General features: G+C 66.4%; 18 protein-coding genes and 1 pseudogene. 12 read left to right on the top strand and 7 right to left on the bottom strand.

Annotated features, from left to right (window positions below; all coding sequences use genetic code 11):
• Nucleotides 1-64: 64 nt before the first annotated feature.
• Nucleotides 65-817: an FAD-dependent thymidylate synthase gene (thyX, locus tag H276_RS0102750; RefSeq protein WP_019969778.1), complete on the bottom strand. Its 753-nt coding sequence runs from the start codon at nucleotides 815-817 to the stop codon at nucleotides 65-67.
• A gap of 208 nt (nucleotides 818-1025) precedes the next feature.
• Between thyX and H276_RS0102745 the strand changes: the two genes are divergently transcribed.
• Both H276_RS0102745 and H276_RS0102740 read left to right on the top strand, forming a co-directional pair.
• Complete coding sequence (locus H276_RS0102745) at nucleotides 1026-1907, top strand: hypothetical protein (protein WP_019969777.1); 882 nt, start codon at nucleotides 1026-1028, stop codon at nucleotides 1905-1907.
• A gap of 186 nt (nucleotides 1908-2093) precedes the next feature.
• Nucleotides 2094-2375, top strand: coding sequence for a hypothetical protein (locus H276_RS0102740; RefSeq protein ID WP_019969776.1), 282 nt, complete (start codon nucleotides 2094-2096; stop codon nucleotides 2373-2375).
• A 135-nt stretch (nucleotides 2376-2510) separates the two neighbouring features.
• On the opposite strand, the gene H276_RS0102730 is transcribed toward H276_RS0102740, so the two are convergent.
• The 4 genes from H276_RS0102730 to H276_RS0102715 form a co-directional block, all read right to left on the bottom strand.
• Nucleotides 2511-3212, bottom strand: coding sequence for an RsiV family protein (locus H276_RS0102730; protein ID WP_026356517.1), 702 nt, complete (start codon nucleotides 3210-3212; stop codon nucleotides 2511-2513).
• A 60-nt stretch (nucleotides 3213-3272) separates the two neighbouring features.
• Complete coding sequence (locus H276_RS0102725) at nucleotides 3273-4481, bottom strand: winged helix-turn-helix domain-containing protein (RefSeq protein ID WP_019969773.1); 1209 nt, start codon at nucleotides 4479-4481, stop codon at nucleotides 3273-3275.
• A gap of 91 nt (nucleotides 4482-4572) precedes the next feature.
• Entirely contained in the window at nucleotides 4573-5046 is a 474-nt protein-coding gene (locus tag H276_RS0102720; RefSeq protein ID WP_019969772.1) for a dihydrofolate reductase, read from the bottom strand.
• Between the two features lie 25 nt (nucleotides 5047-5071).
• Nucleotides 5072-5872, bottom strand: a complete 801-nt coding sequence (locus H276_RS0102715; RefSeq protein WP_019969771.1) for a thymidylate synthase — start codon at nucleotides 5870-5872, stop codon at nucleotides 5072-5074.
• 42 nt (nucleotides 5873-5914) lie between these two features.
• Between H276_RS0102715 and H276_RS0102710 the strand changes: the two genes are divergently transcribed.
• The gene (locus H276_RS0102710) at nucleotides 5915-6652 is read left to right on the top strand and encodes a dienelactone hydrolase family protein (protein WP_019969770.1); all 738 of its coding nucleotides are present in this window, start codon (nucleotides 5915-5917) and stop codon (nucleotides 6650-6652) included.
• A gap of 42 nt (nucleotides 6653-6694) precedes the next feature.
• Here H276_RS0102710 and H276_RS0102705 read toward each other — a convergent pair whose 3' ends face one another.
• Nucleotides 6695-7147 (bottom strand): hypothetical protein, encoded by a 453-nt coding sequence (locus H276_RS0102705; RefSeq protein WP_026356516.1) that lies wholly within the window; start codon nucleotides 7145-7147, stop codon nucleotides 6695-6697.
• A gap of 68 nt (nucleotides 7148-7215) precedes the next feature.
• Nucleotides 7216-7464 (bottom strand): annotated as a pseudogene (locus tag H276_RS22480) (flavodoxin family protein); the annotation flags it as partial.
• Between the two features lie 16 nt (nucleotides 7465-7480).
• Here H276_RS22480 and H276_RS0102700 point away from each other — a divergent pair.
• From H276_RS0102700 to H276_RS23815, 9 genes are all read left to right on the top strand, one after another.
• Complete coding sequence (locus H276_RS0102700) at nucleotides 7481-8935, top strand: recombinase family protein (protein WP_019969768.1); 1455 nt, start codon at nucleotides 7481-7483, stop codon at nucleotides 8933-8935.
• A gap of 85 nt (nucleotides 8936-9020) precedes the next feature.
• Nucleotides 9021-9605, top strand: coding sequence for a helix-turn-helix domain-containing protein (locus H276_RS0102695; RefSeq protein WP_019969767.1), 585 nt, complete (start codon nucleotides 9021-9023; stop codon nucleotides 9603-9605).
• A 154-nt stretch (nucleotides 9606-9759) separates the two neighbouring features.
• Nucleotides 9760-9966: an AlpA family transcriptional regulator gene (locus H276_RS0102690; protein WP_019969766.1), complete on the top strand. Its 207-nt coding sequence runs from the start codon at nucleotides 9760-9762 to the stop codon at nucleotides 9964-9966.
• Nucleotides 9967-10101: 135 nt separating this feature from the next.
• Complete coding sequence (locus H276_RS23550) at nucleotides 10102-12507, top strand: AAA family ATPase (RefSeq protein ID WP_019969765.1); 2406 nt, start codon at nucleotides 10102-10104, stop codon at nucleotides 12505-12507.
• Between the two features lie 508 nt (nucleotides 12508-13015).
• The gene (locus H276_RS0102675) at nucleotides 13016-13477 is read left to right on the top strand and encodes a hypothetical protein (protein WP_019969763.1); all 462 of its coding nucleotides are present in this window, start codon (nucleotides 13016-13018) and stop codon (nucleotides 13475-13477) included.
• A complete protein-coding gene (locus tag H276_RS0102670; RefSeq protein ID WP_019969762.1) occupies nucleotides 13474-13971 on the top strand; it encodes a hypothetical protein in 498 nt (165 codons plus the stop codon). The genes H276_RS0102675 and H276_RS0102670 overlap by 4 nt, the downstream gene beginning before the upstream one ends.
• A 132-nt stretch (nucleotides 13972-14103) precedes the next feature.
• The gene (locus H276_RS0102665) at nucleotides 14104-14649 is read left to right on the top strand and encodes a hypothetical protein (RefSeq protein ID WP_019969761.1); all 546 of its coding nucleotides are present in this window, start codon (nucleotides 14104-14106) and stop codon (nucleotides 14647-14649) included.
• Complete coding sequence (locus H276_RS0102660; protein WP_019969760.1) at nucleotides 14646-15227, top strand: recombinase family protein; 582 nt, start codon at nucleotides 14646-14648, stop codon at nucleotides 15225-15227. Before H276_RS0102665 ends, H276_RS0102660 begins: the two co-directional genes overlap by 4 nt.
• Nucleotides 15228-15393: 166 nt before the next feature.
• Complete coding sequence (locus H276_RS23815; protein WP_019969759.1) at nucleotides 15394-16278, top strand: hypothetical protein; 885 nt, start codon at nucleotides 15394-15396, stop codon at nucleotides 16276-16278.
• Nucleotide 16279 lies beyond the last annotated feature (1 nt).

The following is a 16279-nucleotide window of genomic DNA, read 5'->3' as shown; positions in this document are numbered from 1 at the left end:
CCGTGGCCATTCCAGACGGGCCACTCCGTCAAGCCTCCGTGGCCATTCCAGACGGGCCACTCCGTCAAGCCTCCGTGGCCAAAGGCGACGTTGCCACCTCCGTGCCATCCGCAAGTGTCGAGATATCGAAATCCGCGAACACCGCAGGCGCCACATCGACGAGTTCACGCAGGCAGGCGATGGCGAGCCGGCGGATCTCCAGATCCGCGTGCTCACTGGCCCGCATCGCGATGAAATGCCGCCAGGCCCGGTAGTTGCCGGTGACCACGATGCGGGTTTCGGTCGCATTGGGCAGCACGGCGCGCGCGGCTTGCCGGGCCTGCTTGCGGCGTAGGACCGCATTGGGCTGGTCGGCGAATTTGGCCTCCAGCCGGTTCAGCAGCTCGATGTAGGCAACCCGGCTGGCGTCGGCGGCCGCGGTGAAGATCTCCACCAGTTCGGCGTCGTCCTCCACGCCGGGTGGGATGACCACCTCGGCGTCGTGTTCGGGGACGTACCGCTGCGAGAGCTGCGAGTAGGAGAAGTGCCGGTGTCGGACCAGTTCGTGAGTGCAGGATCGGGAGATCCCGGTGATGTAGAAGGACACCGACGCGTGCTCCAGCACCGAGAAGTGGCCGACGTCGATGATGTGCCCGATATAGGCCTCATTGGTGGCCGTCTTCGGATTGGGTTTTGACCAGCTCTGATAGCAGGCCCGGCCGGCGAACTCGGTGAGCGCCTGACCACCCTCGGCCTCGGTCTGCCACGGCACGTCCGGCGGCACCAGGAACTCGGTCTTGGCGATCAGTTGCACGCACAGCGGGGCGGTTTCGGCCACCCGATCACCCTACTGTCGCCACTTCGAAAGGCTCGTAAATGCTCGGTGCGGTGGCGCCGGCTCTGACCGCCCGGGCAAAAGCAGGGGCGCCGATCTGCCCGCATTGATCGACGCAACGTTTGCTCGCTGGCGGCCGGTTCGTGACGCCTCCCTACAATTGGCGGATGCCTGGAGCCGAGTTCGCCCGTCAGCAGTACGCCGGCTTACCGTGCTGATCGGCGTCGCGGCAGCACTGCTGGCCTGCGTGGGTTATGGGACAGCGTCGGTCCTGCAGTCCTACGCCGCGAGCAGATCCGGATCAGGCCACGCCGACACCACAGACGGTGGACCTACGCTGCGATCGACGATCACCGCCATGCTCGCACCGATCTTCATCGCGGGAATGGCTCTTGATTTGCTCGGCTTCGTGGGCAGCCTGATCTCGGCCCGCCTGATCCCACTGTTCTTGTCCCAGACCATCATCAGCGCCAACCTGGTCGTCACCGCAATTCTCAGCATCTTCGTGCTGCACGTGCGGCTGCACCGGCGCGACTGGATCGCCATCGCCATAGTGCTTGTGGCCCTGTGCATCCTGGGCGCCTCCGCCGGCCATCTGGGCGAAGGAGATCCGGGGGACGCCATGCACTGGGGTGTGCTCGTGGTGTCCGCCGTCATCCTGGCGGCAGGTGCCGCTCTGGTCCGGTTGCTCGGTCGCAATGCGGCAGTACCCGCCGGTCTCATCGCGGGCGTGCTCTACGGGGCGATGGCCGTCGCGGTGCGGGTGGTCCACGGGCTGGAGCCGCTACACATCCGGGTACTGCTGGCCGACCCGGCTTTGTGGGCGATTATCGTCGCCGGTCTCGGTGGCTTCTATCTGTTCACCGTTGCGCTGCAAGTCGGTTCGGTCAACGGTGTCGCCGCCGCTCTGGTGGTCGGCGAGACCGTGGTGCCGGGCGTCGTCGGCGTGCTCGTGCTGGGCGATACCGCACGGCCAGGTTACGGCTGGCTGGTGGCACTCGCGTTTGCTGCGGCTGTGATCGGCGCTGTCGCCGTTGCGGTCTTCGGCGCGGCTGAGTACGAGCGGACGACGTCTGCTGCAGAGAGCGGCTAAGGAGAGCTCCGAACGGCAACCCGCGCTCACCTGCGCCGATGCGAGTACGGCATGTGCCGTCGAAACCATATCCCCCGATCGGTGGACCAGCAGTTCATCCCGTAGCAGTCCGATCGGCGGACAGACTCAGGGCTGTCGATGAGGGAAGCTTGACGGGATCGAACGCACCGATAGAAAAGGAACCAAATGAGCTATCACGTCATGGATCTGGTGTGCGAGCGGGCCAACGAACGCGACTGGGAATTGATCTTCGACAGTGGGCCGAACGGTGACTTGCGCACCATCGTGTGGGAACACCGGTGCCTTGACAGTGCCGGACAGCCGCTCGAGTTGGAGATCACGTTCAACGTCGACGGCCGGATCGTCCAGACCGAGAAGCGCCTGGACGGCCAGTGGCACCAGCGGACGACGCCAATTATCGAGTTCGCGTCGACCGAGATCCACTTGGAGACATTGAGCATGATCTGACCCAGCCACCGATCACTCGAAATCGACGAGAATGTCGCTGATCCGCTCGGGCGGCAACGTTTTCGTCAATCTCGGCGCACCTTCTGGCGCGACCCCCAGATAGCCGGGTTCGCCGACCACTGGCAGGCTGACCGACTACCGAGCCAGCACCTGCATATCGGGTGCGAGCACATCGGTCAGCTGTGACCACGGCACCGTGACGATGGGCAGCCCGTGGGCGAATTGGTAATCCTCGAAATGAATTTCCAATCCGTCCGCGGTGGGGATCCAATTGTGGAAGTTATCCGCGACCGGCGCGTTGCCCGGTTCGTCTGCCATCGGCTTACTTCCGCCATACACCGTCGGAAAGAGCAGTTTCGTCTGCTCGGAGAGCCGGTTCAATCCCGCCTGCGAGTCGGTGAAGAGGTTGTCGAGGGTTATGGGACGGGCGTTGCGACTGTCGATGACGATGGTGGTGACGTAGTCCAACGGATGTGCAGCATGCTGGTGGAAGTACATCCCGGTCAACACCTGCGAGATCGCCGTCGGCCGAAAGCTCACCGCGGGTTTGGTTTCGAACGTCGCGTCATCGTGGATGACCTCGTCGCGATCGAGCATGCCCCCCATGGTCTTCCCGGACGCCACGCTTGCCGCGTTGAATGCCGCCGCCACCGCGCCATCTCCCCCGGACAACTGCCCAACGTCGATTTTCCAACCGTCGCCGGGGTCGACGGACGTCGACGAGACCGTGTAGGTCGCGCCGTTACTGGTCCCGGCGTCGGCGACCGCAGTTCCGGTCCCGCCGAAGGCGGTCATCAACACAACAGCGAAGGCAACAACGATCCCCCTGCTCGACATCGTTCGATTATTGTCCGAGCCAGAGGATTCCTCACACATAACGAACCGGAACGGTGATCACTACCCGGTAAGATTGCGACGCAATGCCGTGACCAGATCCCCACGTTGTCCAACTGTCACATCGTCGGCCCCGAGCCATGACGCCATCGTCCGCAACTCTCCCGCCAACGCGTGTGCCACCCGCGACCGGTCCTGCCCGTCTTCCGTGAACGCTCCCACAACATGCAGGGCACCGTCGGTCCGCTTGAGATCCGCCCGCCCTACCAGTTGCCCATCGAGCAGAAAAGGCCATACGTAGTAACCGAATTGGCGTTTGGGGGCCGGCGTGTAGATTTCGATGCGGTAGTGAAAGTCGAACAACCGCTCGACGCGGGGCCGGAAGAAGATCAACGGATCGAAGGGACACAGCAGCGCCGTGCCCCGGCCTCGTCGTGGCACGATCTGCCCCGCCCGCAAGAAGGCCGCCCCGCTCCATCCCTCCACATCGACGGGCTCCAGTTCCCCGTCGGCCACGAGCTTGGCGATGACCGGCCTTACCTGCTTGGCACCCAACCGGAAATAGTCCCTGATGTCGGCTTCCGTGCCGATGCCGAGCGCAGTCGCCGCACGCAGTGTCAGCTCCCGGATCGCCTCGTCGTCATCAACCTCGCGAGATACCACCTCAGGTGGCAACACATTCTCGGTGAGGTCGTAGTGGCGGGCGAACCCGACGCGCGTCGCCGTCGTGAATACCCCCGAGGCGAACAGTGCCTCGGCCACCCATTTGGTGTCACTGCGTCCCCACCACGGACCCTTGGGCCCGCGCGGCTCGGCCTGTAGGTGGGCCTCGATCTGCCCGGCCGTGGACGGACCCAACTCGGCTACGGCCGCCACGATGTCGTCGGCGAGTTTGGCGTTCTTCCGCACGATCTCGGTTCCCCATCTGCCGTGGGTGTATCCGCGCATCCGCCACCGCAGCAACGGCCAGTCGTCCACGGCCATCAGAGCGGCCTCGTGCGCCCAGTACTCCACCAATAGCCGCGGGGAGCGAGCCGAATGCGACCATGCGGCACGGTCGACGATCTGCCTGTCATACGGGCCGAGCCGGCTGAACACCGGTGCATAGTGCGCGCGTACCGTGACCGACACCGAGTCCAGCTGCAGCACTTGAATCCGGGAGAGCAAGCTACGCAGATGTGCGCGCGTGACCGCGCCACGAGGTTTGGGTTCATGCAGCCCCTGCGCCGCGACGGCGATGCGGCGGGCCTGCGCGGTGGTAAGAGTGGCCACCTCACCATCGTTCCCCAAGCCACCGACAGAAATCCGTGCACGCATGAAATGCGCCCAACGGCCACGACACGGCGCGACAGAGCCGCAGCGCTCACCGTCGATAACTGCAGAACCGGTACCGTAGGCCCGAACTACTGGTCAGCCACTCTCCCACCGTGCACGCCCACGTGTCGTCGAGCGGTGGCGCCAGCGCGTCACCATCGGCGGGTGCCAAGTCGACGTCGATCTGGGTGACCTCGCATCGGTCGGCCAACGGCAGCGTCATCGCGTAGATCTGGGCGCCGCCGATGACCCAGCCCTCGATGTTCTCCGGTAACGCCGCCACCACATCGGCCCCGTCGGCGACGAATCCGGCATCGCGGGTGATCACGACATTGCGCCTGCCGGGTAACGGGCGCACCTTCGCCGGCAGCGATTCCCAGGTCAACCGACCCATCAGCACGGTCTGACCCATGGTGAGTTCTTTGAACCGGGCCTGGTCCTCGGGCAGTCGCCAGGGGATGCCGTTGTCACGACCGATGATGCCGGTGCGCGACTGCGCCCAGATCAGCCCAAGGCTCCCCATCACTGTTCGGTCCTGCAAGCAGACCTCATACCGCGACGGGGGCCTTGATCGCCGGATGCGGGTCGTAGTTCAGGATCGCGATGTCTTCGTAGGTGTAATCGAAGATCGAATCACGGGGCGCCAGAACCAGTTCCGGGTATGGACGGGGTTCGCGGCTCAGCTGCAACGAGACCTGTTCGACATGGTTGTCGTAGATGTGGCAGTCCCCGCCGGTCCAGACGAACTCACCGACGCCCAGCCCGGCCTGCGCGGCCATCATGTGGGTCAGCAGCGCGTAGCTGGCGATGTTGAACGGCACCCCGAGGAACAGGTCTGCACTGCGCTGGTACAGCTGGCAACTCAGCTTGCCGTCCGCGACGTAGAACTGGAAGAACGCGTGGCAGGGTGGCAGGGCCATCTGAGGGATCTCGCCGACGTTCCATGCCGAGACGATGTTGCGCCGGGAGTCCGGATCCTGCTTGAGCAGCTCCAGGGAGTTGCTGATCTGATCGATGTGTTCACCCGACGGCGCGGGCCATGACCGCCACTGCACACCGTAGATGGGGCCGAGATCGCCTGTGTCAGAAGCCCATTCATTCCAAATGGTGACACCGTGTTCCTGCAGCCAGCGTATGTTGGAGTCCCCGCGCAGAAACCACAGCAGCTCGTAGACGACTGACTTGGTATGCACCTTCTTGGTGGTGATCAGTGGAAATCCCGCGGCAAGGTCGTACCGCATCTGGTGTCCGAACAGGCTACGGGTACCGGTGCCGGTGCGGTCGGACTTCGGCGTTCCGGTCTGCAGCACCTGCCGCAGCAGATCCTCGTACGGCGTCGCGATAGACACGCACTCAGCTTACGGGGAGCGGTCAGGGGTAGAACGGAAGCCATGCCGACGATCAAGGACACCATAACCACGCCCGACGGCACCTGCGCCGTGACACTCGCAACCCCGGAGGGCCATGGCCCCTGGCCGGGCGTCGTCATGTATCCCGACGCCGGCGGAGCGCGGGCGACGTTCGACGAGATGGCCGCGAAGTTGGCCGGCTACGGCTACGTCGTGCTGGTGCCGGATGTGTACTACCGCGGCGCAGGCTGGAAACCGTTCGACATGGCGACGGTGTTCAGCGACGCCAAGGAGCGCGGCCGGCTGTTCTCGATGATGAAGAAAGTGACCCCGGATGTCATGGCGGCCGATGCGGCAGCGTTCTTCGACTATCTGGAAAGCCGCCCGGAGGTCACCGCGTCGAAGTTCGGCACCACCGGCTACTGCATGGGTGGCCGGACGTCATTGGTGGTGGCCGGCCGGGTACCTGATCGCGTCGCGGCGGCCATGTCTTTCCACGGCGGCGGGCTGGCCTCCGATGACCCCGGCAGCCCTCATCTGCTGGCCGACAAGATCCAAGCTGCGGTATACATCGGCGCCGCAGCGGGCGACGCGTCGTTCACGCCCGAACAGGCTGAAACACTGAACAAGGCACTGACCGCCGCGGGCGTCGAGCACATCATCGAAACCTACGCCGGTGCACACGGATTCGCGGTAGCCGACAATGCGCCCTACAACCAGGCTGCCGATGAGCAGCACTGGGAAGCCATGGAGAGCTTCTTCGGCTCGCGGCTCGGCTGACCTGCCGCGTGGCGCGGTCACGCGCCGTCCAGACACCTGCCACTACTGATCGTCGCGGTGCAGGAACATCCTGACCGCCCGGAGCACACCACGGCCGGCATATACGCCCGCGGCCACCGACACGATGATCATGGCGATGAACATCGTCAGCCAGTTGGCCCTGCTGTGGCTCACGTTCCACCAGACGATGGTGAACAGCACCGCGCAGACGAACACGACGATGTCACGCCAGTTGCCGCCGTAGGACATCGCCGCTTCACGAATCTCACGACTTCGCTCCCCCGCCGTGATCAGCTCGCCGATCCGCTCATCGATGCTGGCCTTGAGTCGCGTCCGCAATTCGGCGTCCTCGGCCGGAAGCCGTTCCAACAGGTCCATGTCCTTGGCGATGAGCCCACGTACGTCCGGTGGCTTCAGGTTGCCGGCGATCAGGCCGAGCATGGCGCCCCCGGCGATCGGAGCGGCGCCAAGAGCTAGTTCGGCAATCCCCGGCATCCCTGTCCTCCGTCACATGGTCCCGCTACGAAATGGCTGAAGTCTTGTCGAAAATACTGGCAGGTGCGTCAATTCATGAGCTGCGCGGCAACTGTCGCACCGAGCTCCCAGCACGCCTCCAGATCGGATTTACTCGGCTTGCCGGACACCACGACGTCCGCTGCGGCCTTCACCCAGCCCAACCCCGTCGTGATATTGACGACTGCCCGCTCAGCACCCTCGGTGCCCTCGTTGCCGTGCAGGTACAGGCCGTACGGTCGGCCGCGTGTCGCATCCAGACACGGGTAATAACAGACATCGAAGGCGTGATTAATAGCGTTAAACTACGGTTTTATGAGTCGCCAGTCAAGCACCGCGATGACCAGCACCGACACTCTCCGTGCGGTCATCTATGCGCGCGTGTCCGCCGATCGGGCCGGAGGCCGGTCGGTCGAGGAGCAGGAACGCGAGTGCCGCGCCGAGTGCCAGCGCCAAGGCTGGCCGGTCGCAGCAGTGCTCACCGACAACGACGTGTCGGCCAGCCGCTTCGCCACCAAGACCCGGCCCGAGTATGCCCGGCTGCGTGACCTCCTCGAACCCGGCGATGTGCTGGTCACCTGGGAGGCCAGCCGCGCGCAGCGCGACCTCGCCCGCTATGTGGAGCTGCGTGACCTGTGCGCCGAGCGCGGCGTGTGGTGGTCGTATTCCGGTCGCCTGTTTGACCTCACTGACGGCGACGACCGTTTCGCCACCGGCCTGGACGCGCTGCTGGCCGAGAAGGAGGCCGAGCAGACCCGCGTTCGCATCCTGCGGGCGCACCGCGCCAACCTCGCCGACGGCAAGCCGCACGGTCGAGTCCCGTATGGCTACAAGATCGTGCGTGACCCCGAGACCGGCAAGGCCACCGGGCGCGAACCCGACCCGGCCCGCGCTCCCCTGGTCGCCGAGGCGGCACGCCGCGTGCTCGACGGTCACAGCCTGGAATCGACGGTGCGGTGGATCGCGTCGAAGGACCCTGCACCCAAGTGGAACGCTGCCAAGCTGCGCCGCATCCTGGTCAACCCGACCACCGCTGGGTACCGCACCAACAGCCAGAAGGTCGGCGGCAAGCGCGGCCCGCAGGTGATCCACGGTAAAGGCACCTGGGAGCCGATCATCGGCCCCGACCAGCACGACGACCTGGTGGCGCTGTTCGCCGCTCGCAAGTCGGGCCCGCGCGGGCCGGAGCCGCGAAACCTGCTATCTGGCATCCTCACCTGCGGCGTGTGCGGGCTGCCGATGTGGCGCGGCAAGGGCGGGCGCAAGAAGGACGGCAGCCACTATTCCGTCTACGCCTGCCGCAGCCACTGCGTTGGGCGCAATCTCGAAACTGTCGATGATGTGGTCCTCGCCGTGGTCGAGGGCATCCTGACCACGCCGGAGGCGTTGGCCGCACTCGCTGCACCACCCGCCGAACCCGACTCGACCGCCAGGGCTGACCTCGAAGAACTCAAGCGCCAATTGCAGGCGGTCGAGGACCAGATGGCCGACAACAAGATGCCCGCCGACGCAGGCGCACGGGTCGCAACGCGCCTGGCCGAGCGGATCTCCGCTGCCGAGGCTGCCGCCGCACCCGTCTACGTCGACCCGACGGTGCGCGAGATCGCCACTGCTGCTGACCCGTTGGCTGCGTGGAAAGGCTTGCCGCTGGTCCGCAAGCGCGAGTTCATCCGTGCGGTGATGACCGTCAAGGTGGAGCGCGTCGGGCGTGGTCGCTGGCACGCCAAGGAGGAGGGCATCAGCGTCACGCCACGTGGTGCGGGTTGCTGAAAACTGTTGCACTAACCCGACTTTGACGGGTTTCAAGACACGCCGGCGATTAGCGCCGGACACCGTTGCGCGGCTATAGTCAACCTTGACCCCCGGCGATGAGCAGGCCCTGCAGGAGCCGGAGGGCACCAAAACGTCGGCCTCGGATGGGCTTGGCGGGCGGTACGCATGGCTACGTTGGGCACCGGCAACGGTGCCCGCGCACGATAACCAGAGGGATGCGCAGGGCGGCCCGGCTCAGGGATTCGTGCGGAACCACACCGAGCACTCGGAGTTCCGCACGATGTCCACTGCATCCACCGCCACCCTGAGCCCGCCGTCGACCAACCGGCGCTTGGGCACCGATGAAGTTGCCGCTGTTCTGGGCTATGCCCAGACCGCCACCGTCCTCAGGTTAATCCGCGAGGAGAACCTACCCGCCGTCCGGTTCAACCGCCGGTACTACATCAACGAGGCCGACCTTCACGCATGGATGGCCGAGCGTGGCCTGATCGCCGCGACCGCCGCACTGCCCGCTGAGACCGCCGCCAGCGACGCGGTGACTGTCGATCCCGCGTGGGTTGCCGCCCAGGTCGCCAAGTTCGATGCCGACGCGCTGCGGCGGGCTGGGGAGCTGCTGTTGGCGTTGTCGCGCGACGCCGAGACCGCCACCACGAGTGGTACCCGGTGATCCCGGAAACGCTGGGCCGCTGTGTGAATATCGGCGCCAATTCTTTGTAATCCGTTGGCGCAGAAGCCCGTTCAAGTCGGGATAGTCCACCGCGTTGGGCGGGCGTTTGCACCCCCGTTTGCAAGGCTTACTCATACCCGAAAGGAGGCCCACCATGGCCGACACCGCTCCCACCGAGGGCGACCGGTTCCTGAGCTTGCGTGCCGCAGGCGAGCGGGTCGGGTTGTCCTACTGGTCAATTCGCGGGCGGGTCCGCGAGGGCCTGTTGCCTGCCTACAGGACCGGGCCGAACTCTGCGCTGCGGGTCAAGGCCAGCGATGTCGACGCGCTGCTGAAACCCGTTGTGCCCCATCGCGAGTGAGTGACCGAGAAACAGCGATGCCGCCCGGCGCGTCATTTTGGCCTCAGACGCCATGCCGGGCGGCATTGCCACCAACCGAAGTGTGCAAGACCCCGACGAAAGGACCGCACGTTGAACCCCCGGAAAGGGAACATCATGGAGTCTACCGCCAAAGGCGGTAATGCCGCTGAGGTCGACCGCGCCCGCGCCCTCACCGCGGTGCTCGGCGACGTGCCCAAGCCTGATGACCACGGCGGTGTGCGTGAGTACCTGGGCGCGCTGGCGGGCCTGGGCTGCGCGCCGCTGCTGGTGTATCCGGCCAGCAAGAAGCCCGCCGACGTGCGGACACCGCAGCGGCGCAGCGCCGACGACCGCGCCGCCTGTGAGGCTGCCCAGGCGGCGGGTAACCCGCATTGGCACAAGGTGAAGTCCGACGCCGGGGTCCACCTCGCCACCACCGACACCGGCACGCTGGGCGAGTACCTCGACCGCTACGCCGAGACTTTCGGCGACGCAGTGGAGATCAATGTCGCGGTGTCGCTGGGCCGCAGCCGGCTGGTCGTGGTCGATTGCGACACATCAGCGCAACTCGCCGCGTTCCTGGTCGACGCCGAGGCCGACCCCGACACCGCTCCGACTGTGCGCAGCCCCGGCCAGCTGGGGCCTGACGGGGTGACGCTGGTGCACCGCGACGGCGGGCATTTTTGGTTCACCGTGCCCGATGACGTTGAGCTGCCCGAGCAGACGGGATCCATGCGGGTGGGCGGTGACGCCGGTTATTCGGTGATGTGGGGCGCGGGGAACTACGTGCTGACGCCGCCCAGCGTGCGCGCCGAAGGGCCGTACACCACCTGCGGCGCAGTGTTCGAGCTACCGGGTTGGCTGGGTGAGGCGATCACCGCTCACGGCCGGGCCTACGCCGACCACGTGAAATGCCGCCAGGGCCGGGCCGACACTGATAGCGACCAGGTCGCACGGTGGGGCGCGGCGGTTAGCTGGGCGTCGATCTTGGAGCCCGCCGGGTGGACGCCGGTCGGTAAAGCAGATGGCTGTGGGTGCCCGACGTGGACCGCGCCCGGCCTGCACGGCAGCCCGAAGTCGGCGACCGCCCACGGGCCGGGCTGCGCCAAGTGGACCGACTCGGTTGACCCGCCGTTGCACATCTGGACGGACAACCCCGGCGAGCCGTGGGCAACCCGCATCGCCGCGACCGGCAAGCCCACATTCAGCAAGCTGCAAGCGGTGGCGCTGTTGCACTTCGACGACCAGGTGGGAGACGCCATGACCGCGCTCGGCATCGAACTGACCGACAGTGACGCCCTGGCGCTGCCCGCCGATCTGCCGGCGCCGAGCAGCGGCAACCAAGGTGTGACCGCCGGGCGCGCCTTGCGCATCACCTGGGCGTGCGAAATCGAGCCGGAGCCGGTCGACTGGCTCTGGGTGGACATCGCCGTACAGAACACCCCTGCGCTCACGCCAGAGGGCACCACAGCGCCCGACCCCCACGTGATCGGGGACATCGCTTGCGTTGCACCGGGTCACACGTGGTCGCCGCCGGAAGTCGAGACCGACGGTCGCATAGCCTGCGGCATGGTGTCGATCGCCGCCGGGCGCGAGGGGTCGGGCAAGTCGAGCTTCGGCATCTGGCTGGCGGCCAAGATCACGCGCGGCACCCTGCCCGGCAAGCACTATGGCGTGCCGAAGCGGGTCTACTACCTGGCTACCGAAGACAGCTGGAAGCACACCCTGGTGCCGCGCCTGATCGCCTCCGGGGCCGACCTGACCATGGTGGCCCGCATCGAGGTAGCGGTGAACGAGTGCGCCACCGTGACGCTGAGCCTGCCCGAGGACGTGGACCTGCTCACGCAGTCGATCACCGACCATGGTGTTGCCCTGGTCATCATCGACCCGCTGATGTCCACGATGAGCGCGGGCCTGGACACCAACGGCACCCGCGATGTGCGCACCGCCCTGGAGCCGCTGGCGGCGATGGCCGACACGACGGGTGCGGCGGTGGTGGCCCTGGCGCACTTCAACAAGGCCACCGGGCTGGACTCGCTGACGCGTATCACCGGCAGCGGCGCGTTCAAGGACGTTGCGCGGGCGGTCATGGTGTTTGCGGTGGGGGCGGATGGCGAGCGGGTGTTTTCCCAACCCAAGAACTCCGTCGGCCGCAACGATTTGCCGTCGTTGAACTATGAGGTCACTGGTGCCGTGGTGGAGACCTCGAAGGGCAAGGCTGCCACCGCCTGCTTTACGTTCACCGGGGTTGCCGACTCCACGGTGGACGACTCGCTGGGCAATGAGCATCGCCCTGGCCGCGCCGGCAGTGGCGCGTCGCCGGTCGAGCAGTTCATCGCGGACTACATCGCCAGCCACGCCGACCCCGAGGCCAACGAGGGCGGGGTGCCCGCTGCCGATGTGATCGCTGCCGGGGCCGAGGCGGGCTACTCGGAGTCGCAGATCAAGAACGCCCGCAGCCGGGTGACCGACCCCGTAATCACCACTCAGCGCGTGGGGTTCGGCAAAGGGAGCCACACGGTCTGGAAAGCGGCCAGCTAGCCCACCGCTCCGCCGTACCTATGGGCGCTCGGGCCGCCCTGGCAGCCGCGCGACCTATGAGACCTATGGGCGCGCATAGGTCCCGACCAGGGCACCCGGGGGCCTCGTGTGCGATCTATGCGACCTATGTGACCTATGGCGTGTTTTCCCTGGTCACGCATAGGTCGCCGCCGCGACCTATGGCGGGATCTATGCACGTACATAGGTCGCGTTTCTCCCCTATAGGTCGCCCATAGGTCGCCCATAGGTCGCATTCCCTCACTCTCTCTACCTGGGGTTATGTCATAGGTCCCATAGGTCGCTGCACGAGAGGTCGCGCGCGCGAGCGAGCGGTGGGCGACTCCGTCGCGACCACGACAGCCGAGACCAGCGGACAACGGAGCGGTGGAGCTGCGACCGACACCGACCCACAGCTCACCCGGCAGCGCCGAATCGACCTGCCTTGCAACGACTTTCCCGACATCGACGGGGACTAGAGATACCTGATTTAATCAGGTAGGCATCAGGTATGCCGCCCGTGATGCCGCGCGCCGACAGCCAGGCTCGCGCCGAGCGCGTCGCGTACCTTCGCAACGTCGCGGGGGCCTCGTGGTCAGTGATCCGCGATCAGCTCGGGTTTCGCTCGATCGGTGCGGTGCAGCAGGCCTACAAGTCTCACCAACGGCGCAACCCCCTGCCGGGCGGTGAGGCCGTGATCGCCGAGCTGCGTGATCGCCAGCAGTACCGGACGCAGAAGGGCACCCTTGCGCTGGAGCGTGCGCTGGCGGCGGGCGAGTACGCCACCGTGGCCGGTCTGATCCGTGCCCTCGCGGCTAACGATGCCGACCTCGCCAAGTGGTTCGGTATCGGCAGCGAGACCGTCAACGTCAACGTCACCACGACCTTGCCTCAGGTGATCGCCCAGAACCGCGAACGTCTGCTGGCGGTTCTCGACGCCGAGGTAGTCGACCAGAAGGAGATCGAACGATGAGCACCACCATGACCAAGCGCGATGCCGTCGAGGCAGCGATGGCCCTTGCCGACGACGTGGCGCAGGGCCGACTGGACCCCGCACAGCTGGAGCAGCAGGCGGCGGCGGAGCTGCGGCAGCTGTTCGGCCAGGTGATCGGCCCCGGCGACCCGTTGTGGGAGCTGCAAAGCGAGATCGCCCGGCAAGCCGTCGGCCTCGGAGCGCTGACTCCCGAGGAGCTGCGCGAATGGGCGGCGGTGTTGGACCGTCAACGCGGCGTAGAACCATCGGAAGCGCCCGAGCCCGCCGATACCCCGGCGGAGCCGGAATCATCGCCGAGCGTCCCGTCTGGCCCCGAGCACGACCCCGCACCCGAACCCGAGCACGCAGCAGAACCCGTTGCTGACGCCGATGCCGAGCCCGAGACCAAGCGGGTGGCAGTGACCGAACCACCGCGACCGGACCGCTACGACCCGCTGCGCGGATGGCAACCAGGCGACAGCCGTCGATACTGACTGTGTCAAAACTTTAATTCTGGGACAAGCCCACGGTGCACCGCTGGCAGTCTCGCTGTCGCTGGTCGGCTGTGTCAAAAGTTGTTGCATATCAAAATTGAGTCAGACTGACTTTTGATATAGACTCGAGACATGACCGAACCCGCCACCCCGACCGCCGACCAGAGCCCTTGGGGCTGGGCGCACCTCGTCAGCACCCCGCGTACCGACCTGATCGAGATGGTGGAGCAGCGCGCCGCCGCCGATCCCTGGATCCGGCTGTCTCCTAACGACGACCGCAACATCGTCAACATGCTGCGGCACGACTTCACCACCTACGACGAACAGGTGCGCTCGGCGCGCAGCGACCGGTTGTATCGCGAGGTGCTGGACGCCATCGCGGCAGACTTCCCGTGGCTGGCCGGGCAGTGCAGGCGCGACCGGGCGACCCACGGCGACCGGCTCCCCCTGCACGTCACAGCCCAGCGCGGCGCGTGGACCGACGCCCGGACCCGCATGGCCGCCGACCGCGCGGTTGCGAGCGGTCTCAGCGTCGGGGATCGGGTGACGGTGAGCTGGCACGGCCCCCGCCGCGCGACGGTCACCGAGGTGCGCCGCAGCCGTGTGCGGGTGCGCCTCGATGAGCCCACCTACGGCAAGACCGAGATCGACGTGACCGCCGGGAAAGTGACCCGATGACCAATGCCGCAGGCGTAGGCGTCCCGCTGGGCTACGCCCGCGTGAGCACCGGACATCAGTCGCTCGACCAGCAGCACGACGCACTGCAGGCCGCGGGTGTCGAAAAGCTCTACGACGACAAGCTGACCGGCACGTCGACCAGGGAACAGCGCCCCGGCCTGGCCGCCTTGCTGGACTACGCCCGCGAAGGCGACACCATCGTGGTCGTCGGTATCGACCGCCTGGGCCGCAACGCCGCCGAGGTGATGACCACCATCAGGGATCTCGGCCAGCGCGGCATCGTGCTGCGGTCGCTGCGCGAGGGTATCGACACCTCAAACGCCACGGGCCGCATGATCGCCGGTGTTCTGGCTTCACTCGCCGAGCTGGAACTGGAACTGCAGCGTGAACGCCGGGCCGCGTCGAAATCTGCTCGCAAGGCACGCGGATTGCCGATCGGGCGGCCAAAAGCGCTGAGCGACGCGCAGATCCGCCAGGCCCTACAGCTACGCGCCAGTGGTGAACCGATCCCTGAAATTGCGGCCACGCTCGGTGCCAGTCGGGCCACGATTTATCGAGCGCTGCGGACCACTGACTAACCCGCGACACGCCCAGCGCCGCAACTGACCTCGACCCAATTTCGGGCCGAGGTCTGTCGTTTCACCACGTCAGAGCCACTAACTTACCCGTCAAAGTCGCCAAAGTCGTTGGTACACAACGTATTTCGTCTAGCCACTTGCAGCACAAGCGGTTACTGTGGCGTGCATGACCGCAGCGACCCAAACCACCACCGATCCGCCTGCCGCTGTTGACCCGCGAGCCCGCACCGCCCGGGGGTGGCGTGGCCGTTTGGGCCAGCTCTCAGCTGCCGGTGTGGTGGACGGTCCGCTCGTCGCCGAGGCCCACGCGGCGCTCAACTGGTGGCGCACGCGCACATTCGTGATCAAAAATCTCGGATACAGCGCCGAAGCTGCGGACAAGCTGCTCGATCAGTCCGAGACCCCGGCGGCGGCAGCAGCGCAGGCGGCAGCGCACCGTCCACAGGTAGTTCGGCAAGACGACCAGGCTGAGCTACGTCAGCGTCGTCGCTCGCGTCTGCTGGTCACCCTGCCCGGCGGCTGGTCACTGTCCGACGAGATCGCTGCGATCTGTAATCCGTTGGCCCAGCGGGTCGCTGCCCGACCACGGCCGGCGGCGCACTGGCGCGAGGTCGATGCTCTTGCCCTGGCCGCACACGGTGTCGCGCATGTCGTGGTCGGGCTGCTGGCCGAGGCCGACGCTCAGCGCCGAACCAAGCACCTTGCGGTGGATGAGCGCGGCCGGGCGATCCGGGCGATGGTCGATCTGGCCGAGCGGCCCAAGCTGCCCGAAATATCCGACGATGACCTGACGGCGGGCACCTGGTCGCCGGCACTGGTCGCCATGGTCGCGCCGTATTCGGATGACCTCGGCGTGCTGCTCGGGAACGCGCTGACCGCGGTGGTGTCCAACCGCGTGGTCACAGCCATGCGCGAGGTCGACACCGCAGCGCTTGACCTTGAGCGCCGACTGACCCGTAACGAGGCCGCCCATGCCGACAAGCCCGCTCCGGCCCCCACCGAGGCCGACCAGGCGCGTGCCGAACTCGAATCCCTAGGAGTGACCCCGTGAC

The organism is Mycobacterium sp. 141, assembly GCF_000382405.1.
Lineage (GTDB): Bacteria > Actinomycetota > Actinomycetes > Mycobacteriales > Mycobacteriaceae > Mycobacterium.
This window is presented reverse-complemented; position numbering and strand designations above follow the sequence as displayed.